At 71.0% G+C, this 24,709-nt stretch carries 22 protein-coding genes; 14 read left to right on the top strand and 8 right to left on the bottom strand.

Annotated elements, in window-relative coordinates; translation table 11 throughout:
* Nucleotides 1-58 precede the first annotated feature (58 nt).
* The 12 genes from uvrC (at nt 59) to ACFYW1_RS05455 (ending at nt 13,198) form a co-directional block, all read left to right on the top strand.
* Nucleotides 59-2,125: an excinuclease ABC subunit UvrC gene (gene uvrC, locus ACFYW1_RS05510; protein ID WP_388987392.1), complete on the top strand. Its 2,067-nt coding sequence runs from the start codon at nt 59-61 to the stop codon at nt 2,123-2,125.
* Complete coding sequence (rapZ, locus tag ACFYW1_RS05505) at nt 2,122-3,111, top strand: RNase adapter RapZ (protein WP_388987389.1); 990 nt, start codon at nt 2,122-2,124, stop codon at nt 3,109-3,111. Before uvrC ends, rapZ begins: the two co-directional genes overlap by 4 nt.
* Nucleotides 3,108-4,142 carry a uridine diphosphate-N-acetylglucosamine-binding protein YvcK gene (gene yvcK, locus ACFYW1_RS05500; protein WP_148834168.1) on the top strand — a complete coding sequence of 345 codons (1,035 nt, stop codon included), beginning with the start codon at nt 3,108-3,110 and terminating at the stop codon, nt 4,140-4,142. Before rapZ ends, yvcK begins: the two co-directional genes overlap by 4 nt.
* Entirely contained in the window at nt 4,133-5,122 is a 990-nt protein-coding gene (gene whiA, locus ACFYW1_RS05495; protein ID WP_148834166.1) for a DNA-binding protein WhiA, read from the top strand. Before yvcK ends, whiA begins: the two co-directional genes overlap by 10 nt.
* A gap of 268 nt (nt 5,123-5,390) precedes the next feature.
* Nucleotides 5,391-6,401, top strand: coding sequence for a type I glyceraldehyde-3-phosphate dehydrogenase (gene gap / locus ACFYW1_RS05490; protein WP_388987384.1), 1,011 nt, complete (start codon nt 5,391-5,393; stop codon nt 6,399-6,401).
* A gap of 108 nt (nt 6,402-6,509) precedes the next feature.
* A complete protein-coding gene (locus ACFYW1_RS05485) occupies nt 6,510-7,721 on the top strand; it encodes a phosphoglycerate kinase (protein ID WP_388987381.1) in 1,212 nt (403 codons plus the stop codon).
* 6 nt (nt 7,722-7,727) lie between these two features.
* Complete coding sequence (gene tpiA, locus ACFYW1_RS05480) at nt 7,728-8,504, top strand: triose-phosphate isomerase (RefSeq protein WP_388987378.1); 777 nt, start codon at nt 7,728-7,730, stop codon at nt 8,502-8,504.
* A gap of 114 nt (nt 8,505-8,618) precedes the next feature.
* A complete protein-coding gene (gene secG, locus ACFYW1_RS05475) occupies nt 8,619-8,855 on the top strand; it encodes a preprotein translocase subunit SecG (protein WP_148834158.1) in 237 nt (78 codons plus the stop codon).
* A 155-nt stretch (nt 8,856-9,010) separates the two neighbouring features.
* The gene (locus ACFYW1_RS05470; RefSeq protein WP_356934760.1) at nt 9,011-9,298 is read left to right on the top strand and encodes an RNA polymerase-binding protein RbpA; all 288 of its coding nucleotides are present in this window, start codon (nt 9,011-9,013) and stop codon (nt 9,296-9,298) included.
* 153 nt (nt 9,299-9,451) lie between these two features.
* Nucleotides 9,452-11,104, top strand: a complete 1,653-nt coding sequence (pgi, locus tag ACFYW1_RS05465; RefSeq protein ID WP_388987374.1) for a glucose-6-phosphate isomerase — start codon at nt 9,452-9,454, stop codon at nt 11,102-11,104.
* 4 nt (nt 11,105-11,108) lie between these two features.
* On the top strand, nt 11,109-11,618 hold the full coding sequence (locus ACFYW1_RS05460) for a PH domain-containing protein (protein ID WP_388987371.1): 510 nt from the start codon (nt 11,109-11,111) through the stop codon (nt 11,616-11,618).
* Nucleotides 11,615-13,198, top strand: coding sequence for a PH domain-containing protein (locus tag ACFYW1_RS05455; protein ID WP_388987368.1), 1,584 nt, complete (start codon nt 11,615-11,617; stop codon nt 13,196-13,198). The genes ACFYW1_RS05460 and ACFYW1_RS05455 overlap by 4 nt, the downstream gene beginning before the upstream one ends.
* Before the next feature lie 90 nt (nt 13,199-13,288).
* Here the strand turns inward: ACFYW1_RS05455 and pgl are convergent, their stop codons facing one another.
* Genes pgl through tkt form a run of 5 tightly spaced genes read right to left on the bottom strand, consistent with a single transcriptional unit; the run spans nt 13,289 to nt 19,868 of the window.
* Nucleotides 13,289-14,071: a 6-phosphogluconolactonase gene (gene pgl / locus ACFYW1_RS05450; RefSeq protein ID WP_388987365.1), complete on the bottom strand. Its 783-nt coding sequence runs from the start codon at nt 14,069-14,071 to the stop codon at nt 13,289-13,291.
* Nucleotides 14,068-15,093 (bottom strand): glucose-6-phosphate dehydrogenase assembly protein OpcA, encoded by a 1,026-nt coding sequence (gene opcA, locus ACFYW1_RS05445; RefSeq protein ID WP_388987362.1) that lies wholly within the window; start codon nt 15,091-15,093, stop codon nt 14,068-14,070. Before opcA ends, pgl begins: the two co-directional genes overlap by 4 nt.
* Nucleotides 15,090-16,622 (bottom strand): glucose-6-phosphate dehydrogenase, encoded by a 1,533-nt coding sequence (gene zwf / locus ACFYW1_RS05440; protein WP_388987360.1) that lies wholly within the window; start codon nt 16,620-16,622, stop codon nt 15,090-15,092. Before zwf ends, opcA begins: the two co-directional genes overlap by 4 nt.
* Nucleotides 16,623-16,627: 5 nt before the next feature.
* Nucleotides 16,628-17,746 (bottom strand): transaldolase, encoded by a 1,119-nt coding sequence (gene tal / locus ACFYW1_RS05435; RefSeq protein WP_388987357.1) that lies wholly within the window; start codon nt 17,744-17,746, stop codon nt 16,628-16,630.
* Between the two features lie 34 nt (nt 17,747-17,780).
* Complete coding sequence (gene tkt, locus ACFYW1_RS05430) at nt 17,781-19,868, bottom strand: transketolase (protein ID WP_388987354.1); 2,088 nt, start codon at nt 19,866-19,868, stop codon at nt 17,781-17,783.
* Nucleotides 19,869-20,155: 287 nt separating this feature from the next.
* Here tkt and ACFYW1_RS05425 point away from each other — a divergent pair, with 287 nt between their 5' ends.
* Entirely contained in the window at nt 20,156-21,109 is a 954-nt protein-coding gene (locus ACFYW1_RS05425; protein ID WP_388987351.1) for a heme o synthase, read from the top strand.
* A gap of 98 nt (nt 21,110-21,207) precedes the next feature.
* A complete protein-coding gene (locus tag ACFYW1_RS05420; protein WP_148834141.1) occupies nt 21,208-21,564 on the top strand; it encodes a hypothetical protein in 357 nt (118 codons plus the stop codon).
* Nucleotides 21,565-21,662: 98 nt separating this feature from the next.
* Here the strand turns inward: ACFYW1_RS05420 and ACFYW1_RS05415 are convergent, their stop codons facing one another.
* From ACFYW1_RS05415 to ACFYW1_RS05405, 3 genes are all read right to left on the bottom strand, one after another.
* A complete protein-coding gene (locus ACFYW1_RS05415) occupies nt 21,663-22,676 on the bottom strand; it encodes a heme A synthase (RefSeq protein ID WP_388987348.1) in 1,014 nt (337 codons plus the stop codon).
* A gap of 97 nt (nt 22,677-22,773) precedes the next feature.
* The gene (locus tag ACFYW1_RS05410) at nt 22,774-23,541 is read right to left on the bottom strand and encodes an ABC transporter permease (RefSeq protein WP_388987345.1); all 768 of its coding nucleotides are present in this window, start codon (nt 23,539-23,541) and stop codon (nt 22,774-22,776) included.
* Nucleotides 23,538-24,461: an ABC transporter ATP-binding protein gene (locus tag ACFYW1_RS05405; RefSeq protein ID WP_388987342.1), complete on the bottom strand. Its 924-nt coding sequence runs from the start codon at nt 24,459-24,461 to the stop codon at nt 23,538-23,540. Before ACFYW1_RS05405 ends, ACFYW1_RS05410 begins: the two co-directional genes overlap by 4 nt.
* Nucleotides 24,462-24,709 lie beyond the last annotated feature (248 nt).

Raw genomic sequence — 24,709 nt, 5'->3', positions numbered from 1 at the left:
GCACGGCACCGTTTCGGGACCGGCCGCGCTGTCACTGCCCGCAAGTAGGGTGGGGCACATGGCAGACCCCTCCAGCTACCGCCCCAAGCCGGGACAGATCCCCGACTCCCCGGGGGTCTACAAGTTCCGGGACGAGCACCGCCGGGTGATCTACGTCGGCAAGGCCAAGAACCTGCGCCAGCGCCTGGCCAACTACTTCCAGGACCTGGCCGCGCTCCACCCGCGCACGCGCACGATGGTCACCACCGCCGCCTCGGTGGAATGGACGGTCGTGTCCACGGAGGTCGAGGCCCTCCAGCTGGAGTACTCCTGGATCAAGGAGTTCGACCCGCGGTTCAACGTCAAGTACCGCGACGACAAGAGCTATCCGTACCTCGCGGTCACGCTCGACGAGGAGTTCCCGCGCGTGCAGGTCATGCGCGGGGCCAAGAAGAAGGGCGTGCGCTACTTCGGTCCGTACGGCCACGCCTGGGCGATCCGCGAGACGGTCGATCTGATGCTCCGGGTCTTCCCGGTGCGCACCTGCTCCGCCGGGGTCTTCAAGAACGCCGCCAGGACCGGCCGCCCCTGCCTCCTCGGCTACATCGGCAAGTGCTCGGCCCCCTGCGTCGGCCGCGTCACCGCCGAGGAGCACCGCGAACTGGCGGACGCCTTCTGCGACTTCATGGCCGGCCGCACCGGTACGTACATCCGCCGCCTGGAGAAGGACATGATGGCGGCGGCCGAGGAGATGGAGTACGAACGGGCGGCCCGGCTCCGCGACGACGTGGAGGCCCTCAAGCGGGCCATGGAGAAGAGCGCCGTCGTCCTCGCCGACGCCACCGACGCCGACCTGATCGCGGTCGCCGAGGACGAGCTCGAAGCGGCGGTCCAGATCTTCCATGTGCGCGGCGGCCGGGTGCGCGGCCAGCGCGGCTGGGTCACCGACAAGGTGGAGAACGTCGACACCGCCGGCCTGGTCGAGCACGCCCTGCAGCAGCTGTACGGCGAGGAGGCGGGGGACTCCGTCCCCAAGGAGGTCCTCGTCCCGGCCCTGCCCGAGGACCCGGAGGCGGTCTCCCAGTGGCTCGCCGGACGGCGCGGCTCCCAGGTCAGCCTGCGCATCCCGCAGCGCGGCGACAAGAAGGACCTGATGACGACGGTCCAGCGCAACGCCCAGCAGGCCCTCGGCCTGCACAAGACCAAGCGCGCCTCCGACCTCACGACCCGCTCCCGAGCCCTGGAGGAGATCGCCGAGGTGCTCGGCCTCGACTCGGCCCCGCTGCGCATCGAGTGCTTCGACATCTCGCACCTCCAGGGCGACGACGTGGTCGCCTCCATGGTCGTCTTCGAGGACGGGCTCGCCCGCAAGAGCGAGTACCGCCGCTTCCAGATCAAGGGCTTCGAGGGCCAGGACGACGTCCGCTCGATGCACGAGGTGATCGGCCGCCGGTTCAAGCGGTACCTCCAGGAGAAGGAGCGGACGGGGGAGTGGGAGGAGGCCCCCGAGACCTCCGGAACCCCTGCCGCCCCCGAGACCTCCGGAACCCCTGAGATCCCTGTGACCTCCGAGACTTCCGGAATCCCCGCCCCGGAGGGTGAGGCCCGCGAGGACGACGGCCGTCCCAAGCGGTTCGCCTACCCGCCGCAGCTCGTCGTGGTCGACGGCGGCCGGCCGCAGGTCGCGGCGGCCAAACGGGCCCTCGACGAGCTGGGCATCGACGACGTCGCCGTCTGCGGCCTCGCCAAGCGCCTCGAAGAGGTCTGGCTGCCCGATGACGACGACCCCGTCGTCCTGCCCCGCTCCAGCGAGGGGCTCTACCTCCTCCAGCGGGTCCGTGACGAGGCCCACCGCTTCGCGATCACGTACCAGCGCGCCAAACGGGCCAAACGCATCCGCTCCAGCCCCCTGGACGCCGTCCCCGGCCTCGGCGAAACCCGGAAACAATCGTTGATCAAGCATTTCGGCTCCGTGAAGAAGCTGAAGCAGGCGACAATCGACGAGATCTGCGAGGTTCCGGGGATAGGCCGCAGAACGGCGGAATCGGTGGCTGTCGCCCTCGCATCGGCCGCCCCGGCCACGCCTGCCGTGAACACGGCGACAGGAGAGATCATTGAAGAGGACGACGGGGGCAGCACGACATGACCGAGCGTGAACACGAGCACGAAGCCGGCACCGGGAACGAAACCGGGACCGGCGGCACCGACCGAGCAGACGGAGCAGGACACGTGAGTACGGGCACCACCATCGAGACCGGGGACGGGAACGCGGCCATTCCCGAGCTGGTGATCATCTCGGGGATGTCGGGCGCCGGGCGCAGCACCGCGGCCAAGTGTCTGGAGGACCTCGGCTGGTTCGTCGTCGACAACCTGCCGCCCGCCCTGATCCCCACCATGGTCGAGCTCGGCGCCCGCTCGCAGGGCAACGTGGCGCGGATCGCCGTCGTCGTCGACGTACGCGGCCGCCGCTTCTTCGACAACCTCCGCGAGTCCCTCGCCGACCTGGAGGCCAAGCACGTCACCCGGCGCATCGTCTTCCTGGAGTCCTCCGACGATGCCCTGGTCCGCCGCTTCGAGTCGGTCCGCCGCCCGCACCCGCTCCAGGGCGACGGCCGGATCGTCGACGGCATCGCCGCCGAGCGGGACCTGCTGCGCGAGCTGCGCGGCGACGCCGACCTGGTGATCGACACCTCCAGCCTCAACGTGCACGAACTGCGCGCCAAGATGGACGCCCAGTTCGCCGGCGAGGAGGAGCCGGAGCTGCGTGCCACGGTCATGTCGTTCGGCTTCAAGTACGGCCTGCCGGTCGACGCCGACCTGGTGGTCGACTGCCGCTTCCTGCCCAACCCGCACTGGGTCCCCGAGCTGCGCCCGTTCACCGGGCTCAACGAGGAGGTCTCCGCCTACGTCTTCGACCAGCCCGGTGCCAAGGAGTTCCTCAACCAGTACACCGAGCTGCTCCAGCTCATCGCCGCCGGATACCGCCGCGAGGGCAAGCGCTACGTGACGATCGCCGTCGGCTGCACGGGCGGCAAGCACCGCTCGGTCGCCATGTCCGAGAAGCTCGCCGCCCGGCTCGCGACCGAAGGCATCGAGACCGTCCTCGTGCACCGGGACATGGGGCGCGAGTGACCAGCCGCAACCTGCGCCTGCGGCGCCTGCGCAGAGCCACTCCCGCGCTGTCCGGCCGCAAGCGCGGCGCCCAGCCCAAGGTCGTCGCCCTCGGCGGCGGCATGGGGCTGTCCGCTTCGCTCGCCTCGCTCCGCCGGATCACCGGCGACCTCACCGCCGTGGTCACCGTCGCCGACGACGGGGGCTCCAGCGGACGGCTCCGCGAGGAACTCGGCGTCCTGCCCCCCGGCGACCTGCGCAAGGCGCTTGCCGCCCTGTGCGGGGACGACGACTGGGGCCAGACCTGGGCCAGGGTGATCCAGCACCGCTTCCAGTCCAAGGGCGACCTGCACGAGCACGCGGTCGGCAACCTGCTGATCGTCGCCCTCTGGGAGCAACTCGGCGACCACGTCCAGGCCCTGGACCTGGTCGGCAAGCTGCTCGGTGCGCACGGCCGGGTGCTGCCCATGTCCGCCGTGCCGCTGGAGCTCCAGGCGCTGGTCCGGGGGCACGACCCGGACCGCCCGGGCGACGTGGACACGGTGCGCGGCCAGGCCACCGTGGCGCTCACCCCCGGTGAGGTGCAGTCGGTCCACCTCGTCCCGCACGACCCGCCGGCCGTCCCCGAGGCGGTCGCCGCGGTGCTGGACGCCGACTGGGTGGTGCTCGGACCGGGATCCTGGTTCTCCTCCGTGATTCCGCACCTGCTCGTCCCCGAACTGCTCGACGCGCTCGTCGAGACCAAGGCCCGCAAGGTCCTCTCGCTCAACCTCGCACCGCAACCCGGCGAAACTGATGGCTTCTCCCCGCAGCGTCATTTGGAGGTTTTGGGACGACACGCCCCTAAACTCGCCCTGGACGTGGTGCTGGCCGACGAAGCCGCCGTGCCCGATCGCGAGTCCCTCGCCGATGCCGCCAAGCGGTTCGGCGCCGCGGTCGAGCTGGCGCCGGTGGCCTCACCCGACGGCGTTCCGATCCATGATCCGGAGCTGTTGGCCGCCGCGTACGACCGTATTTTTCGGATGCATGGAAGGATCGGCCCATGGCGATGACGCCGGCGGTGAAGGACGAAATTTCCCGGCTTCCCGTGACCCGGACCTGCTGCAGAAAAGCAGAGGTCTCGGCGATTCTTCGGTTCGCGGGTGGACTGCACCTGGTGAGCGGCCGGATCGTGATCGAGGCGGAGCTGGACACCGCGATGGCGGCGCGCCGGCTGAAGCGGGACATCCTTGAGATCTTCGGGCACAGCTCCGAGCTGATCGTGATGGCCCCCGGCGGTCTGCGGCGCGGTTCCCGCTACGTCGTACGGGTGGTGGCGGGCGGCGACCAGCTGGCCCGGCAGACCGGGCTGGTGGACGGCCGCGGCCGCCCCATCCGCGGACTGCCCCCGCAGGTGGTCTCGGGGGCCACCTGCGACGCCGAGGCCGCCTGGCGCGGAGCCTTCCTGGCCCACGGTTCGCTCACCGAGCCCGGCAGGTCCTCCTCCCTGGAGGTGACCTGCCCCGGCCCGGAGGCGGCGCTCGCCCTGGTCGGTGCCGCCCGCCGGCTCTCCATCGCGGCCAAGGCGCGCGAGGTGCGCGGGGTGGACCGGGTCGTCGTCCGCGACGGCGACGCGATCGGTGCCCTGCTCACCCGGCTCGGCGCCCACGAGTCGGTGCTGGCCTGGGAGGAGCGGCGGATGCGCCGCGAGGTCCGCGCCACCGCCAACCGGCTGGCCAACTTCGACGACGCCAACCTGCGCCGCTCGGCGCGCGCAGCGGTCGCCGCGGGCGCCCGGGTGGGACGCGCCCTGGAGATCCTGGGCGAGGAGGTGCCCGAGCACCTCGCGGCGGCCGGCCGGCTGCGCATGGAGCACAAGCAGGCGTCCCTGGAGGAGCTGGGCGCGCTCGCCGACCCGCCGCTGACCAAGGACGCGGTCGCGGGCCGTATCCGCCGCCTGCTGGCCATGGCCGACAAGCGGGCCCAGGACCTGGGCATCCCGGGCACGGAGTCCACCCTCGGCGAGGAGCTCGCCGACGGCCTGGTGGGCTGATCCGGAACCCGGCGAAACCGGTCCTCATCGGAACGCGCGGCACCCTTCGGGGTGTTGACGCTCCGTAATCAAAACTCGTGCGGACCATTGTCCGGAGACCCGTACTCCTACTGGGGAGTACGGGTCTTCGTGGTTCTTTCCGTGGCTCCTACGGCCCTGCTCGATGTCACTCCGTAGCCCTCGGAGAGGTAGGGTCGGAGACGGTCGGGGACATCTCATACAACTCGCCGGGGTGAAAATCCCGCGTATTCAACGAGGAGATCGGTTCGTGACGATCCGCGTAGGCATCAACGGCTTTGGCCGCATCGGACGTAACTACTTCCGCGCGCTGCTGGAGCAGGGTGCGGACATCGAGATCGTGGCTGTCAACGACCTGGGCGACACTGCGACCACGGCCCACCTGCTGAAGTACGACACCATCCTCGGTCGTCTGAAGGCGGAGGTCAGCCACACCGACGACACCATCACCGTCGATGGCCACGTCATCAAGGTGCTTTCCGAGCGCAACCCCGCCGACATCCCCTGGGGCGACCTGGGCGTCGACATCGTCATCGAGTCCACCGGCATCTTCACCAAGAAGGCCGACGCCGAGAAGCACATTGCCGGCGGCGCCAAGAAGGTCCTCATCTCGGCCCCCGCCAAGGGCGAGGACATCACCGTCGTCATGGGCGTCAACCAGGACCAGTACGACGCGGCCAACCACCACGTCATCTCCAACGCGTCCTGCACGACCAACTGCGTCGCCCCGATGGCCAAGGTTCTGGACGAGAACTTCGGCATCGTCAAGGGCCTCATGACGACGGTTCACGCCTACACCAACGACCAGCGCATCCTGGACTTCCCGCACTCGGACCTGCGCCGCGCCCGCGCCGCCGCCGCGAACATCATCCCGACGACCACCGGTGCGGCCAAGGCCACGGCCCTGGTCCTCCCGCAGTTGAAGGGCAAGCTGGACGGCATCGCCATGCGCGTCCCGGTTCCGACCGGATCGGCCACCGACCTGGTCGTCGAGCTCCAGCGCGAGGTCACCAGGGACGAGGTCAACGCCGCGTTCAAGAAGGCGTCCGAGGACGGCGACCTCAAGGGCTTCCTGTCCTACACCGAGGACGCCATCGTGTCCTCGGACATCGTCGGCGACCCGGCTTCCTGCACTTTCGACTCCTCGCTGACCATGGTCCAGGAGGGCGGGTCGGTGAAGATTCTCGGCTGGTACGACAATGAGTGGGGCTACTCCAACCGCCTCGTCGACCTGACCGTCTTCGTCGGCAGCCAGCTCTGACCGTCGAACCGGCAGGCACTTCGATGTGAGCACGGGGCTCGAACAGCGCAACGCCGCGCCGTTCGAGCCCCGTCGCATGCTCTCCCGCCTCCCAAGGAGTCCAGCAAGATGAAGACGATCGACCAACTTCTCACCGAAGGGGTCACCGGAAAGCGCGTATTCGTCCGCGCCGACCTCAACGTGCCGCTCAGTGGCACCACCATCACCGACGACGGCCGCATCCGGGCCGTCCAGCCGACCGTGGAGAAGCTCGCCGCGGCCGGCGCGCGGGTCGTCGTCGCCTCGCACCTGGGCCGCCCCAAGGGCGCCCCGGATCCCGCCTTCTCCCTGGCGCCCGCCGCCGCCCGCCTCGGCGAGCTGATCGGTGCCGACGTGGCCTTCGCGACCGACACGGTCGGCGAGTCCGCGCACGCCACGGTCGCCGCGCTCGCCGACGGCGAGGTCGCCGTCCTGGAGAACCTCCGCTTCAACCCCGGTGAGACCTCGAAGGACGACGCCGAGCGCGGCGCGTTCGCCGACCGGCTCGCCGAGCTCGCCGACCTGTACGTGGGCGACGGCTTCGGGGCCGTGCACCGCAAGCACGCCTCGGTCTTCGACCTCCCGGCCCGGCTGCCGCACGCCGCGGGCGACCTGATCGCCACCGAGGTCGGCGTCCTGAAGAAGCTCACCGAGGACGTCGAGCGCCCGTACGCCGTCGTGCTCGGCGGCTCCAAGGTCTCCGACAAGCTCGGTGTCATCGACCACCTGCTGGAGCGCGCCGACCGCATCCTCATCGGCGGCGGCATGGCGTACACCTTCCTCAAGGCCCAGGGCCACGAGGTCGGCAGCTCGCTCCTCCAGGAGGACCAGATCCCGGCGGTGCTGGAGTACCTCCGGCGCGCCGGGGAGAAGGGCGTGGAGTTCGTGCTCCCCGTCGACGTCGTGGTCTCCGAGCAGTTCCCGGACCTCGAGGCCAAGGCGCCGACCGAGCACCGCACCGTGCGCGCGGACGCCATGCCGGCCGGTTTCATCGGCCTGGACAACGGCCCCGAGACCAACAAGCTGTACGCCTCGAAGCTCGCCGACGCCGCCACCGTCTTCTGGAACGGCCCCATGGGCGTCTTCGAGCACCCCGACTACGCCGGGGGCACCCGGGCCGTCGCCCAGGCCCTCGTCGACTCCCCGGGCTTCACCGTCGTCGGTGGTGGCGACTCCGCCGCCGCCGTCCGGACCCTGGGCTTCGACGAGAACGCATTCGGACACATCTCGACCGGTGGCGGTGCCAGCCTCGAATACCTCGAGGGCAAGACGCTCCCCGGCCTCGCCGCACTGGAGGACTGACCTTTCATGACCACCCGTACCCCGCTGATGGCGGGCAACTGGAAGATGAACCTCAACCACCTGGAGGCCATCGCCCACACCCAGAAGCTCGCCTTCGCCCTCACCGACAAGGACTACGACGCCGTCGAGGTGGCCGTCCTGCCGCCCTTCACCGACCTGCGTTCCGTCCAGACCCTCGTCGAGGGCGACAAGCTGAAGATCAAGTACGGCGCCCAGGACATCTCGGCGCACGACTCCGGCGCGTACACCGGCGAGGTCTCCGGCCCGATGCTGGCCAAGCTCCGGTGCACCTACGTGGCCGTCGGTCACAGCGAGCGCCGGCAGTACCACGGCGAGACCGACGAGGTCTGCAACGCCAAGGTGAAGGCCGCCTACCGGCACGGACTGACGCCGATCCTCTGCGTCGGCGAGGGCCTGGACGTCCGCAAGGCCGGTGACCAGGTCCCCCACACCCTCGCGCAGCTCGACGGCGCGCTGAAGGACGTCCCGGCCGAGCAGGCCGAGTCCATCGTGATCGCCTACGAGCCGGTCTGGGCCATCGGCACCGGCGAGGTCGCCACCCCGGAGGACGCCCAGGAGGTCTGCGGAGCGATCCGCGGCCGGCTGGCCGAGCTGTACTCGCAGGAGCTGGCCGACGCGGTCCGCATCCAGTACGGCGGCTCGGTGAAGGCCGGAAACGTCGCCGCGATCATGGCGCAGCCCGACGTGGACGGCGCGCTGGTCGGCGGTGCCGCACTGGACGCCGACGAGTTCGTCAGGATCGTACGCTTCCGCGACCAGTGAGTATGCGGTAGCGCGGATCCGTCGTACCCTTGCGGGGGCCGAGGAGGGTACCGCCTCCCGGCCCCCGTTGTTCGCACATGCAGTCCAGAGGATTCCGGAAAGTAGGGACCAGCCGTGGTTTTGGCGTTCGAGATCGCCCTGATCGTCTTCAGCCTGCTGCTGATGCTGCTGGTGCTGATGCACAAGGGGAAGGGTGGCGGCCTCTCCGACATGTTCGGCGGCGGCATGCAGTCGTCCGTCGGCGGTTCCTCGGTCGCCGAGCGGAACCTCGACCGGATCACCGTGGTCGTCGGCCTGGGTTGGTTCGCGTGCATCGTCGTGCTCGGTCTGCTGATCAAGCTGGACAGCTGACCCTCGTACGCGATTCCCGGTGAGGGTGTAACTCCTTTCACTGGACGCGCGTTGGGCCTTACGTAGACTGGGGCATCTTCGAGCACCATCACGCAGGGAGTTACGCCGTGGCAAGTGGCAACGCGATCCGGGGGAGCCGGGTCGGAGCGGGGCCGATGGGGGAGGCCGAGCGGGGCGAGTCCGCGCCACGCCTCCGCATCTCCTTCTGGTGCTCGAACGGGCACGAGACGCAGCCGAGCTTCGCCAGTGACGCGCAGGTACCGGAGACCTGGGACTGTCCGCGCTGCGGCTTCCCGGCCGGCCAGGACCAGGACAGCCCGCCGGACCCGCCGCGCACCGAGCCGTACAAGACCCACCTCGCGTACGTGCGCGAGCGGCGCAGCGACGCGGACGGCGAGGCCATCCTCGCCGAGGCCCTGGCGAAACTCCGGGGCGAGATCTAGCGGTTCACCGGCCGGGCACCCACAGGGTGCCCGGCCGGACTGCTTCCCCCTCGTGCCGCGGCTTCGCCGTGCCTCGTGCGCCGGTCCGATCAATTAGGTTGGAGGGGCAGCGGGGCAACTGCAGGCACGAGAAGAATTGGGCTGATATCCCGGATGAACACACCAAGCCGAACCAGGCTCAACCAGACGCCCGAGTGGACCGCTCTGGGCAAGCACCGCGAGCAGTTCGGGACGACCCATCTGCGGCAGCTCTTCGCGGACGACCCGCGGCGCGGCACCGGATACGCCCTCAGGGTCGGCGACCTGTACATCGACTACTCCAAGCACCTGGTGACCGACGAGACGCTCCGGCTGCTGCGCGAGCTCGCCGCCGCCACCGACGTGGTCGGCCTGCGGGACGCCATGTTCCGGGGCGAGAAGATCAACACGACCGAGGACCGCGCCGTCCTGCACACCGCGCTGCGCGCCCCGCGCGACGCGGTGATCGAGGTCGACGGCGAGAACGTGGTGCCCGGCGTGCACGCCGTGCTCGACCGGATGGCGGCCTTCTCCGACCGCGTCAGGTCGGGGGAGTGGACCGGGCACACCGGCAAGCGCATCAGGAACGTCGTCAACATCGGCATCGGCGGCTCCGACCTCGGCCCCGCCATGGCGTACGAGGTGCTGCGCTCCTTCACGGACCGCTCGCTCACGGTCCGCTTCGTGTCCAACGTCGACGGCGCCGACCTCCACGAGGCCGTGCGCGACCTCGACCCGGCCGAGACGCTCTTCGTCATCGCGTCGAAGACCTTCACCACGATCGAGACCATCACCAACGCCACCTCCGCCCGCGACTGGCTGCTGACCGGCCTGAGGGCCGGTCAGGAGGCGGTCGCCAAGCACTTCGTGGCCCTGTCCACGAACGCCGGCAAGGTCGCGGACTTCGGCATCGACACGGCCAACATGTTCGAGTTCTGGGACTGGGTCGGCGGCCGCTACTCCTACGACTCGGCCATCGGCCTCTCGCTGATGATCGCCATCGGCCCCGACCGGTTCCGCGAGATGCTCGACGGCTTCCACCTGGTCGACGAACACTTCCGCACCGCCCCCGCCGAGGCCAACGCCCCGCTGCTCATGGGGCTGTTGGGCATCTGGTACGGCGCCTTCTTCGACGCCCAGTCGCACGCCGTGCTGCCGTACAGCCACTACCTGTCCAGGTTCACCGCGTACCTGCAGCAGCTGGACATGGAATCCAACGGCAAGTCCGTGGACCGGGACGGCAATCCGGTGGACTGGCAGACCGGCCCGGTCGTCTGGGGCACCCCGGGCACCAACGGCCAGCACGCCTACTACCAGCTGATCCACCAGGGCACCAAGGTCATCCCGGCCGACTTCATCGGCTTCGCCGAGCCGGTCGCCGACCTGCTGCCCGGCCTGGTGGCCCAGCACGACCTGCTGATGGCCAACTTCTTCGCCCAGACCCAGGCCCTGGCCTTCGGCAAGACGCCGGACGAGGTCCGCGCCGAGGGCGTTCCGGAGGAGCTGGTGGCGCACAAGACCTTCCACGGCAACCACCCCACGACGACGATCCTGGCCGACCGGCTGACCCCCTCCGTCCTCGGCCAGCTCATCGCGCTGTACGAGCACAAGGTCTTCGTCCAGGGAGCCGTCTGGAACATCGACTCCTTCGACCAGTGGGGCGTCGAACTGGGCAAGGTCCTCGCCAAGCGGATCGAGCCGGTGCTGACCGGCGGCGGGGGCGGCGAGCAGCTGGACAGCTCGACCGCCGCGCTCACCGAGGCGTACCGCACCCGCAGGGGGCGCTGAACCCATGACCAGGGGGGAGGGGACGGAAGCGGTACGGCTGAGGCCGCCGAACAACGAACTGGACGCGAGAGCCGTCAGATGGTGGCGGACCCGGTGGCTGCTGCTGACCGCGGCACCCGTGGTGGTCCTGGCCGTCCTGGGCCTGCTCATCGAGCCCGCCCGGTTCTGGCTGCTGCTGCCCGCGGCGGTCCTGGCGGTCCTCGGCACCGGCTGCGCACTGATCCTCCCCGCCTGGTGGTACCGCACCCACCGCTGGGAAGTCACGGACGAGGCGGTGTACGTCAGGACCGGGGTCCTCCGGCAGGAGTGGCGGATCGCGCCGATGTCCCGGATCCAGACCGTGGACACCGTGCGCGGCCCGCTGGAGCAGCTCTACCGGCTCGCCACGGTCACCGTGACCACGGCCTCGGCCAGGGGCGAGGTGCGGATCGAGGGCCTGGACCACGAGGCGGCGGCCGAACTGGCCGAACGGCTGACCCGGATCACCCGGGCCACGCCCGGGGACGCCACATGAGCACCGGGGCGGCCGTCCCCCCGGCCGAGGCGGGCGACGACCACCGCGCCGTCGGCCCCGTCGGCCCCGGCCCGGCCACCGTCGTCGACTGGCGGCGGCTGGACCGGCGCACGGTCCTCGTCAACGCGCTCGTCGTGGCCGGGGTGGCGGCCGGCGCGGCCGTGCCCACCACGCTCGGCCTGTCCGGCCGGTTCGGGTTCGCGACGGCGGTCGCCTGGGTCCTGGCCGGCGCCGTCCTGCTGATCGGCTGCGCCGCGGTCGGCGACTACGTCCGCTGGCGCCGCACCCGCTACCGCATCGGCACCGAACGGGTCGAACTCCACACCGGACTGTTCCTGGTCAAGAAGCGCTCGCTGGCCCGCGAACGCATCCGGAGCGTCGACCTCACCGCCCATCCGCTGCAACGGGTCCTGGGCCTGGTCACCGTCCGCATCGGCACCGGGGAGCACTCCGGCGGCGACTCCACCCTGGAGCTCGACCCGGTGTCCGGGGCGGAGGGCGAACGGCTCCGCCGCGAACTGCTGGCCCGGGCGACCACCGACGCCCCCGGCACCCACCGCGAGGGCGAACTCGTCGTCCTCGACCCGCGCTGGATCCGCTACGCCCCGGTCTCGTTCGTCGCCCCGGCGCTCGGCGGCGCGGCGGCCGGAGCGGTGATGCAGGTCAGTGACTGGTTCGGGGCCCAGGGCCGGGTGATCGCCTGGGTCGGCGACCGCTTCCGGGACACCTCGCTGCTCACCATGGTCGTGATCCTCGCCGTCGGCGCGGTGGTCGTCGGTGCCGTCGGCGCGCTCGGCCTGTGGATCGAGATGTGGTGGGGCTACCGGCTGGAACGCGAACCGGGCGGCACCCTGCGCGTGCGACGGGGACTGCTGACCTCCCGGTCGATATCCATCGAGGAGCGGCGGCTGCGCGGCGTGGACCTCGTCGAGCCGCTCGGCGTCCGGATGTGCGGCGCGGCCCGGGTCGACGCGATCACCACCGGCCTGGCCAAGGACGACGAGGAGCAGCACGGCGACCACAACACCCTGCTGCCCCCGGCGCCCCGGTCCCTCGCCGACACGGTGGCCGCCGAGGTGCTGCGCGAGGCCGCGTCCCCGACCGGCGCCCCGCTCGTCCGCCACCCCGTGGCGGCCCGCGGCCGTCGGCTGCGCCGGGCGCTGTGGGCGGTGCTCGTCCCGGTGGCCGTCCTGGCCCTGCTGGGCGCGCTGCTCACCCCCGTGCTGCTCTGGACCGCGCTCGCCTGCGCGGCCCTCGGACTGCCCGTCGGGCTGCTCCTGGCCCGCGACGCGTACCACGGTCTCGGGCACGCCGTCAGCGGTGACTACCTGGTGGTCAGGTCCGGCACGGTGCGGCGCTCGACCGCCGCGCTGGAACGGGCCGGGGTCATCGGCTGGACGATCCGGCAGACGTACTTCCAGCGCCGGGCCGGGGTGCTGAGCGTCACGGCGACGACGGCCGCCGGCTCGGGCGCGTACACGGCGCACGACGTGGACCGGAGCGAGGGCCTCGACTTCGCCGCCGGGGCCGTCCCGGGCCTGCTGGAGCCCTTCCTGGAACGCACCCCGCCCACCGGCTGACCGCGCGGCACACCCGGTACGCCGAGGGCCCGGCACGCTCCGAGGAGCGTGCCGGGCCCTCCACGCATGAGGCGTCGACGACCGCCGGGGTCAGGCCGAGGCCGGCGGGTACAGGGCGCGCGGCAGCCGGGAGGCGGCCGCCGCGTCCATCAGCCACAGGGTGCGGCTGCGCCCGTACGCACCGGCCGCCGGGGCCTGGATCTCCCCGGCGCCCGAGAGCGCGATCTCCGCGGCCTCCGCCTTGTCCTCGCCCGCGGCGAGCAGCCACACCTCGCGTGCCGCCCGGATCGCGGGCAGCGTGAGCGAGACGCGGGTGGGCGGCGGCTTGGGGGCGCCGTGCACACCGACGACGGTGCGCTCGGTCTCCCGGACCGCGGGCAGTTCCGGGAAGAGCGACGCGACATGCGTGTCCGGGCCGACACCCAGCATCAGCACGTCGAACGTCGGCACCGGACCGTGGTCCTCCGGACCGGCCGCGGCGGCCAGCTCGGCGGCGTACCCGGCCGCCGCCGCGTCGGCGTCGTTGCCGAACGGACCGTCCGACGCGGGCATCGCGTGCACCCGGGACGGGTCCAGCGGCACCGAGTCCAGCAGGGCCGCACGGGCCTGCGTGACATTGCGCTCCGGATCGCCCTCCGGCAGGAACCGCTCGTCGCCCCACCACAGGTCGAGCCGCGACCAGTCGATCGCGTCCCGGGCGGGCGCGTCGGCGAGCGCGGCCAGCAGGCCGTTGCCGTTGCGCCCGCCGGTCAGCACCACCGAGGCGTGACCGCGCGCGCTCTGGGCGTCCACGACCCGGGTGATCAGCCGGGCCGCGGCGGCCCGGGCCATCAGCTCCTTGTCGCGGTGCACGACGAGCTGGGGGGTGCTCACTTCGACGCCGCCTTCTTGGTCGCCGACTTCTTCGCCGGAGCCGGAGCGGTGGCCGCAGCGGCGGCGGGAGCGGGCTCGGCCTGCTGCGGCTCCGCCGCCCCGCCGAGCTTCTCCGTGCCGAACCGCACCGTCGACGCGTACGTGTTGTCCGGGTCCAGACGCCGCAGCTCCTCGGCGAGCAGCTCGGCGGTGTCCCGCCGCTTGAGCGCCACCGCGCGGTCCGGCTGGCCCTGCATCGAGAGCGTGGCCAGCGAGCCGTCGGGACGGTCCAGGACGATGACGCCGTTCTTGGTCTCCATCCGCACGGCCGTCAGACCGGGGCCGGCGGACACGGTGCGCTCCACCGGGACCCCGAGCCGGTCCGCGAGCCACATGGCGAGCAGCTCGCAGCTCGGGTTCTCCGACTCGCCCTCGACGGTCGCGGAGACGACCTGGGCGGACTGCTGGTCGAGCGAGGCCGCCAGCATCGAGCGCCACGGCGTGATGCGGGTCCAGGCCAGATCGGTGTCGCCCGGGGTGTAGGAGGCGGCGCGGACGGCCAGCTCCCGGCCCGGGTGCTCGGCCGCGTACGCGTCCGTGATCCGGCGCTGGGCGAGCGCGCCCAGCGGGTCCTTCGCCGGGTCGGCGGGCGCGTCCTGGGGCCACCAGACCACGACCGGGGCGTCCGGCAGCAGCAGCGGCAGGACCACCGACTGGGCGTGGTTGGCCAGCTCCCCGTGGAGCCGCAGCACGACCGTCTCGCCGGTGCCCGCGTCGGAACCCACGCGCACCTCGGCGTCGAGCCGGGCGTCCCGGCGGCTGCGCGGCGAGCGGCTGACCCGCTTGATCACCGCGATGATCCGCGAGGGGTGCTCGCGCGAGGCGTCGCCGGCCGACTTGAGCGCGTCGTACGCGTTCTCCTCGTCGGTGACGATGACCAGGGTGAGCACCATGCCGATGGCCGGGGTGCCGATGGCGCGGCGGGCCGACACCAGCGCCTGGTTGATCTTGCTGGAAGTGGTCTCCGTGAGATCGATCTTCATGGCCGGCGCCAGCTCCGTCCGTCTCGTGCGAGCATCTCGTCGGCCTCGGCCGGGCCCCAGGTGCCCGCCGGGTACTGCGCGGGCTTGCCGTGCTTGTCCCAGTACTCCTCGATCGGGTCGAGGATGTTCCAGGAGAGTTCGACCTCCTGGTGCCGGGGGAAGAGGTTGGCGTCGCCGAGCAGCACGTCGAGGATGAGCCGCTCGTACGCCTCCGGGCTGGACTCCGTGAAGGACTCGCCGTACGCGAAGTCCATCGTGACGTCCCGGACCTCCATCGAGGTGCCGGGCACCTTGGAGCCGAACCGCACGGTCACGCCCTCGTCCGGCTGGACCCGGATGACCAGGGCGTTGCCGCCCAGTTCCTCGGTCGCGCCGGACTCGAAGGGCAGGTAGGGGGCCCGCTTGAAGACGACCGCGATCTCCGTGACCCGGCGGCCGAGCCGCTTGCCGGTACGGAGGTAGAACGGCACCCCCGCCCAGCGGCGGTTGTTGATCGTCAGCTTGATCGCGGCGAAGGTGTCGGTCGTCGACTTGGGGTCGATGCCGTCCTCCTCCAGATAGCCGAGGACCTCCTCGCCGCCCTGCCAGGCGTGCGCGTACTGGCCGCGCACGGTGTGCTTGCCCAGGTCCTCCGGCAGCTCCACCGCCGTGAGCACCTTGAGCTTCTCGGCGACCAGGGCCTTCGGGTGGAAGGAGCCGGGCTCCTCCATGGCGGTCAGCGCGAGCAGCTGGAGCAGGTGGTTCTGGATGACGTCACGGGCGGCGCCGATGCCGTCGTAGTACCCGGCACGACCGCCGATGCCGATGTCCTCGGCCATCGTGATCTGCACGTGGTCGACGTACGACCGGTTCCAGATCGGTTCGAACATCGTGTTGGCGAACCGCAGCGCCAGGATGTTCTGGACCGTCTCCTTGCCCAGGTAGTGGTCGATCCGGAAGACCTCGTTGGGCGGGAACACGTCGTGCACGATCTGGTTGAGCTCCTGAGCGCTCGCCAGGTCGTGGCCGAAGGGCTTCTCGATGACGGCGCGCCGCCAGGAGCCCTCCTTCTGGTCGGCGAGTCCGTGCTTCTTGAGCTGCTGGACCACCTTGGGGAAGAACTTCGGCGGCACGGACAGGTAGAAGGCGAAGTTGCCCCCCGTGCCCTGTGCCTTGTCGAGCTCCTGGATCGTGGTCTTCAGCTGATCGAAGGCCTCGTCGTCGTCGAAGTTGCCCTGGACGAAGCGCATCCCCTGGATGAGCTGTTGCCAGACCTCCTCGCGGAACGGCGTGCGGGCGTGCTGCTTGACGGCGTCGTGGACCTCCTGAGCGAAGTCCTCGTCCTGCCACTCGCGGCGGGCGAAGCCGATGAGCGAGAAGCCCGGCGGCAGCAGGCCGCGGTTGGCCAGGTCATAGACGGCGGGCATCAGCTTTTTGCGGGACAAATCGCCCGTGACCCCGAAGATCACCAGACCCGACGGCCCCGCGATGCGCGGGAGCCGTCGGTCCTGGGGGTCACGAAGCGGATTGGCTCCGGGAACACCAGACAAGGTGGTCAGCCCTCCGAAGGGGCGAGGCGCTTGAGCTCCGCCTCGGTCGAGTTGAGCAGGTCGATCCAGGACGCCTCGAACTTCTCCACGCCCTCGTCCTCCAGGAGCTGGACGACGTCGTCGTAGGAGATGCCGAGCGCCGCCACGGCGTCCAGCTCGGCGCGGGACTGCTGGTAGGTACCGGTGACGGTGTCGCCGGCGACCTCCCCGTGGTCCGCCGTGGCGTCCAGGGTGGCCTCGGGCATGGTGTTCACCGTGCCGGGGGCGACCAGGTCGACGACGTACAGGGTGTCCTTGTACGCGGGGTCCTTGACGCCGGTCGAGGCCCACAGCGGACGCTGCTTGTTGGCGTGTGCCCGGTCCAGGGCGGCCCAGCGCTCCGAGGAGAAGACCTCCTCGTACGCCTGGTAGGCGAGACGGGCGTTGGCGAGCGCCGCCTTGCCCTTGAGGGCCTTGGCCTCGTCGGTGCCGATCGCGTCGAGCCGCTTGTCGATCTCGGTGTCCACGCGGGACACGAAGAACGAGGCCACCGAGTGGATCTCGGACAGGTCCAGGCCCGCGGCCTTCGCCTTCTCCAGACCCGCCAGGTAGGCGTCCATGACCTCGCGGTAGCGCTCCAGCGAGAAGATCAGCGTGACGTTGACGCTGATGCCCCTGCCGATGACCTCGGTGATCGCCGGGAGACCGGCCTTCGTCGCCGGGATCTTGATGAGCGTGTTGGGCCGGTCCACCAGCCAGGCCAGCTGCTTGGCCTCGGCGACGGTGGCGGCGGTGTGGTGGGCCAGCCGCGGGTCGACCTCGATGGAGACCCGGCCGTCCTGGCCGTCCGTGGCGTCGAAGACCGGACGCAGGATGTCGGCCGCGTCCCGCACGTCGGCCGTGGTGATCATGCGGATCGCCTCGTCGACGGTGACCTTGCGGGTGGCGAGGTCGGTGAGCTGCTGCTCGTAGCCGTCGCCCGAAGAGATGGCCTTCTGGAAGATCGACGGGTTGGTGGTGACGCCCACGACGTGCTGCTCGTCGATCAGCTCGGCCAGGTTGCCCGAGGTGATCCGCTTGCGCGACAGGTCATCGAGCCAGATCGCCACGCCCTCGTCGGAGAGGCGCTTGAGTGCGTCTGTCATGAGAATTGCATCTCCTACTAGTCGTATAACGGCGTCAGCGCGCGGCGGCGGCGAGGGATTCCCGCGCGGCGGCGGCGACGTGCTCGCCGGTGAAGCCGAACTCGCGGAAGAGGACCTTGGCGTCGGCCGAGGCACCGAAGTGCTCCAGCGACACGATCCGGCCGGCGTCACCGACGTACCGGTACCAGGTCAGGCCGATGCCGGCCTCCACGGCGACGCGCGCCTTCACCGACGGCGGCAGCACGCTGTCCCGGTACGCCTGGTCCTGCTCCTCGAACCACTCGACCGACGGCATCGAGACCACCCGGGTCGGGATGCCGGCCGCCTGGAGCTCCTCGCGCGCCTCCACGGCGAGGTGCACCTCGGAGCCCGTGCCGATCAGCAGGACCTGGGGCTCGCCGCCCTCGGCCTCGCGGAGCACGTAGCCGCCGCGGGCCGCGTCCTCGTTCACCTCGTACGTCGGCACGCCCTGACGGGTCAGCGCCAGGCCGTGCGGGGCGCCCTTGCCGAACTCCTTGGTGTACCGGCGCATGATCTCGCGCCAGGCGATGGAGGTCTCGTTGGCGTCGGCCGGGCGGACGATGTTCAGGCCCGGGATGGCGCGCAGCGAGGCCAGGTGCTCCACCGGCTGGTGGGTCGGGCCGTCCTCGCCCAGACCGATCGAGTCGTGCGTCCACACGTACGTCACCGGCAGGTGCATCAGCGCGGACAGGCGCACGGCGTTGCGCATGTAGTCGGAGAACACCAGGAAGGTGCCGCCGTAGATGCGGGTGTTGCCGTGCAGCGCGATGCCGTTCATGGCCGCGGCCATGGCGTGCTCGCGGATGCCGAAGTGGATCGTGCGGCCGTACGGGTCGGCCTCCGGCAGCGGGTTGCCCGCCGGGAGGAACGACGACGTCTTGTCGATCGTGGTGTTGTTCGAGCCCGCCAGGTCGGCGGAGCCGCCCCACAGCTCGGGGACGAGGTCGCCGAGCGCCTGGAGCACCTTGCCGGAAGCTGCACGGGTGGCGACGGACTTGCCCGGCTCGAAGACCGGGAGCCTGTCCTCCCAGCCCGCGGGCAGCTCACCGGCGGAGATCCGGTCGAACTCGGCGGCGCGCTCCGGGTTGGCGGTGCGCCACGCGGCGAAGCCCTTCTCCCACTCCGCCCTGGCCTCGCGGCCGCGGTCCAGCGCCTCGCGGGTGTGGGCGATGACCTCGTCGGCGACCTCGAAGGTCTTCTCCGGGTCGAAGCCGAGGACCCGCTTCGTGGCGGCGATCTCCTCGTCACCGAGGGCCGAGCCGTGCGATGCCTCGGTGTTCTGGGCGTTCGGCGCGGGCCAGGCGATGATCGAGCGGGCCGCGATGAACGACGGGCGCCCGGTCTCGGCCCTGGCCGCCTGCAGCGCCGCGTACAGACCCGCCGGGTCCAGGTCGCCGTTGGGCAGCTGCTCCACGCGCTGGACGTGCCAGCCGTACGCCTCGTACCGCTTCAGGGTGTCCTCGGAGACCGCGGTCTCCGTGTCGCCCTCGATGGAGATGTGGTTGTCGTCCCACAGCAGCACCAGGTTGCCGAGCTTCTGGTGCCCGGCCAGCGAGGACGCCTCCGCGGAGATGCCCTCCTGGAGGCAGCCGTCACCGGCGACGACCCAGACCATGTGGTCGAAGGGGGAGGTGCCGGGGGCGGCGTCCGGGTCGAACAGACCGCGCTCGTAGCGGGCGGCCATCGCCATGCCCACGGCGTTGGCGACACCCTGGCCCAGCGGCCCGGTGGTCGTCTCGACACCGGTGGTGTGGCCGTACTCCGGGTGGCCGGGGGTCTTCGAGCCCCAGGTGCGGAAGGCCTTCAGGTCGTCGAGCTCCAGACCGTATCCGGCCAGGTAGAGCTGGATGTAGAGGGTCAGGCTGGTGTGGCCCGCCGAGAGCACGAACCGGTCCCGGCCGACCCAGTCCGCGTCGGCGGGGTCGTGCCGCATCACCTTCTGGAAGAGGGTGTACGCGGCGGGAGCGAGGCTCATCGCCGTACCAGGGTGGCCGTTTCCGACCTTCTGTACGGCGTCCGCGGCCAGGACGCGGACGGTGTCCACGGCCCGCTGGTCCAATTCGGTCCACTGGAGGTCTGTGGTGGTCGGCTTGGTGCTCACCCTGAGTCAGGGCTCCTCTCCACTGTCGTAAACCGGTGACTGGTGACCGCACCGGGCGCTGTCGAGCCTACCCCTGACGGAACACGCAATTTCCGAGTGCTTTCAAGGGTGCGGGCGACCTGCGAGGTTCGCCTCCCGGCGGAGCCGCTCCTTCTTTCGAAGAGCCACCCCAACACGACCACACCCCCGCGAAGAACGGCCTGTACCCAACGTCTACAGTGGTCTGGTTCGCGCAAGTCTTTACCGGGCCTTCACGCCCGGAGCTTGCTGGGATTTCTCTGTCAGGGGTGTGCGTGACGGCCGTCGAGTCCCGACCCGCAGGGGTCGCCTTGACTCCGAGCCCAGGGGGCCATCGCCCGTTCGGGGCCCGTGTCAAGGCATTCGTGGCACTGACCAAGCCTCGGATCATCGAGCTGCTGCTGATCACCACGGTCCCGGTGATGTTCCTCGCGGCCCAGGGCGTTCCCGATCTGTGGCTCGTTCTCGCTACCACCATCGGCGGATATCTCTCCGCGGGCGGTGCCAACGCGCTGAACATGTACATCGACCGCGACATCGACGCGCTGATGGACCGTACGGCGCAGCGCCCGCTGGTCACCGGCATGGTGAGCCCGCGCGAGTGCATGGTCTTCGGGATCTCCCTCGCGGTGATCTCGACGGTCTGGTTCGGCCTGCTGGTGAACTGGCTCTCGGCCGCGCTGTCACTCGGCGCACTGCTGTTCTACGTGGTCGTCTACACGATGCTGCTCAAGCGCCGGACCTCGCAGAACATCGTCTGGGGCGGCATCGCCGGCTGTCTGCCCGTCCTCATCGGCTGGTCGGCGGTGACCAACTCGATGTCCTGGGCCGCGGTCATCCTGTTCGCCGTCATCTTCTTCTGGACGCCGCCGCACTACTGGCCGCTCTCCATGAAGGTCAAGGACGACTACGCCCGGGTCGGCGTCCCGATGCTCCCGGTCATCGCGTCCAACCGGGTGGTGGCCCGCCAGATCGTCATCTACAGCTGGGTGATGGTGGGCGTCTCGCTGCTGCTCACCCCCCTGGGCTACACCGGCTGGTTCTACACGGCGGTGGCGCTGCTGACCGGCGGCTTCTGGCTCTGGGAGGCGCACGGTCTGCAGAACCGGGCCAAGGCCGGGGTGACCGGCGCCAAGCTCAAGGAGATGCGGCTGTTCCACTGGTCGATCACCTATGTGTCGCTGCTCTTCGTCGCTGTGGCGATCGACCCCTTCCTGAGGTAGTCAGCCCCTTCCGACCCCTGCCGACGGGCGGGGTACGTGGCCCATGCCACGTACCCCGCCCGTCGCCGGTTGATCTACCCGTCGGTAGCATCCTGGACATGGCAGAGACGGCAGAGACCCAGGTTGAGAGCGGCAAGCAGGCGGCCCGCGCGGAGCGCAGGGCGGCGAAGCTCGCCAAGCAGATCGGCGCCTTCTCCAAGGCGCACGGCGGCGCCGAGGGGCAGCTCGCCTACATCGGGGAGCACGGCACCCGCATCGTGCTGGTGGGCGAGGACGGCGGCTGGGGCGACCTGGTGGCCCCCTCGTACGCGGTCGCCGAGAGCGCCACGCGCAAGGCCGGGATCACGATGCACGAGGACTTCGACGGCGAGTTCGCCGCGAAGGTGCGCACCGGTCCGTACGAGTGGACGCGGATGGCCGGCATCCAGGTGGGCGGCCCCTCCGACAAGGCCTGACGAGCAGACCCCCGTACGCCGATCGCCGGACGGGCCCGCACTCGGGCCCGTCCGGCGATCGGCATACGGGGGAGGGGCCGGGGCGGCCCAGGGGGTTCTCAGCCCGCGGTGGCGGGCTCCGGGCGCTCGACGGCGGGGCCGGGCACCGGGGCCCCGTCCACCGGCCGCTCGCGCAGCGACAGCAGCACCCGCACCACCGCGATCCACACCAGGCACGAACCGAGCATGTGCAGGCCGACCAGCAGCTCGGGGGTGTCCAGGAAGTACTGGACGTAACCGATCACGCCCTGGGCCATCAGCACCAGGAAGAGCTCACGGGCGCGGTGCCGCGGGCCGGCCGGCGCGTCCACGGCCTTGAGCACGAACCAGAGCGCGACGGTCAGCGCCACCACGACCCAGGCCAGGTCGGCGTGCAGCTGGGAGACCAGCTTCCAGTCGATCGGGATGCGGTGCACGTCGCTGGAGTCGCCCGCGTGCCGTCCGGCGCCGGTGACCACCGTGCCGACCGCGACCAGCAGCCCCGCGGCGACCGCGAGCAGCCAGGCCAGCTGGGAGACCGCCTTGCCGACCAGCGGCCGGGGCTCCCCGTCGCCCTCGTCGATCCGGTGCCAGGTCACCATCGCGACGGTCAGCAGCGCCGTGGAGAGCAGGAAGTGCGCCGCGACGGTGTACGGGTTGAGGCCGACCAGCACCACGATCCCGCCTAGTACGGCGTTGCCCATGACGATCCAGAACTGCAGCCAGCCGAGCCGGGTGAGGGCGCGCCGCCAGGGCTTCGCGGACCGGGCGGCGATGATCGCCCACCCGACGGCCGCGCACAGCACGTAGGTCAGCAGCCGGTTGCCGAACTCGATGACGCCGTGGAAGCCCATCTCGCTCGTGGCGGTGAGGCTCTCGTCGGTGCACTTGGGCCAGGTGGGGCAGCCGAGGCCGGAACCGGTCAGCCGCACCGCGCCACCGGTCACGACGATGAGCACGGACATGACGACGGCCGACATGGCCGCCCGGCGGACCGTGCGACGGGTCGGGGTCCATCGCTCGGCGATGTAGAGGAGCGGGTTCCGCGCGGCTTGAGCGACTTCGGCTCGGGTCAGCTTGGGCACGCGCACCATCGTAGGCGGCGGCTTGTGCAAGCTTTCACGAGGGGGACGAGTCGCGCGAAACGTCGACGGAACGCATCCGCCCGCTCACCCGCGGCGGACCGCCCGCTCACTCCCAGCGGAAGAACCGGGCCGCTGCGCCCAGCCCGAGCACCGACCACACCAGCAGGATGCCGAGGTCGCCCCACGGCATCGACGCGCCGTTGCGGAGCACCTCGCGCAGCCCGTCCGACAGGGCCGCGATCGGCAGCAGCCCCAGCACCGACTGCACCGCGTCCGGGAACTTCTCCAGTGGCACGATCACCCCGCCGCCCACCAGCAGCAGCAGGAAGACCAGGTTGGCCGCGGCGAGCGTCGCCTCCGCCCGGAGGGTGCCGGCCATCAGCAGCCCGAGCCCGGAGAAGGCCGCCGTGCCGAGCACGAGCAGCAGCAGGACGGCGAACGGGTTGCCCTGCGGCGACCAGCCCAGCGCGAACGCGATCGCCGTCAGCAGCACCACCTGGAGCACCTCGGTGACCAGCACCGCGAGGGTCTTGGCGGTCATCAGCGCCCAGCGCGGCAGCGGCGAGGCGCCGAGCCGCTTGAGCACCCCGTAGCGCCGCTCGAAACCGGTGGCGATGGCCTGGCCGGTGAAGGCCGTGGACATGACGGCGAGCGCCAGGACGCCGGGCGCCAGGAAGTCCACGGCCCGGCCCGCGCCGGTGTCCACGATGTCGACCGCGCTGAACAGCACCAGCAGCAGCGTCGGGATGACCACGGTCAGCAGCAGCTGCTCGCCGTTGCGCAGCAGCATCCGCGTCTCCAGGGCGGCCTGCGCGGTGATCATGTGGGACAGCGGGGCGGCGCCCGGCCGCGGGGTGTACGTACCGGCGCTCATGCGCGCAGCTCCTTGCCGGTCAGTTCCAGGAAGACGTCCTCCAGGGTGTGCCGCTCCACGGAGATGCCGGACGGCATCACCCCGTGCTGGGCGCACCAGGAGGTGACGGTGGCCAGCAGCTCCGGGCCGACGTCGCCGGTGATGCGGTACGTGCCCGGCGAGATCTCGGCCGTCCCGGCGCCGTCGGGCAGCGCCTTCAGCAGGGAACCGAGGTCGAGGCCGGGGCGGCCGGTGAAGCGCAGGGTGTTCTCGGCGCCGCCCCGGCACAGCTCCTCGGGGCTGCCCCGGGCGATGACCCGGCCCGCGTCGATGACGGCGACGTCGTCGGCGAGTTCCTCGGCCTCGTCCATGAAGTGCGTGGTGAGGACGATCGAGACGCCGTCGGAGCGCAGCTCGCGCACCAGGTCCCAGGTGGAGCGGCGGGCCTGCGGGTCGAGGCCGGCGGTCGGCTCGTCCAGGAAGACCAGCTCGGGCCGCCCGACCACGGCCATCGCCAGGGCGAGCCGCTGCTGCTGGCCGCCGGAGAGCCGCCGGTAGGTGGTGCGGCCGCAGCCACCGAGGCCGAGGCGCTCGATCAGCGCGTCGACGTTCAGGGGGTGGGCGTGCAGCTTCGCCATGTGGCGGAGCATCTCGTCGGCACGAGCCCCGGAGTAGACGCCGCCCGACTGGAGCATCACGCCGATCCGGGGGCGCAGCCGTGCGGAGTCGGCGACCGGGTCGAGGCCGAGGACCCGTACCGTCCCGGAGTCCGGGCGGCGGTAGCCCTCGCAGGTCTCGACGGTGGTGGTCTTGCCCGCGCCGTTGGGGCCGAGGACGGCGGTGATGCCGGGCTGCGCGGTCAGGTCGAGACCGTCGACCGCGGTCTTGTCTCCGTACCGCTTCACCAGACGTTCGATCCGGAGGACGGGCTCGCTTCGCATGGTGGCCAAGTCTAAGGAGCGGCGCGGGGGAGCCCGGCCGCGGGGGCCGGTCGCGTTGCGGTACGAAGCGGACACGGCGGCGTCATGTGCGGGAGGCCGCGTCGACGCGCACTTGTCACAGACATGTCACCTCTGCATCATCTTCAGTGGCTCAGGCCGCAACTGCACCCCCCGCAGCACAGCCATGCACCGCGCACCTTTCGCACCAAGGGCAGCAGCGGAATGGGCGTCCGGTACGAACCCGCTTC

The organism is Streptomyces sp. NPDC002669, assembly GCF_042889165.1.
In the GTDB taxonomy this organism is placed as follows: Bacteria; Actinomycetota; Actinomycetes; order Streptomycetales; family Streptomycetaceae; genus Streptomyces.
This window is presented reverse-complemented; position numbering and strand designations above follow the sequence as displayed.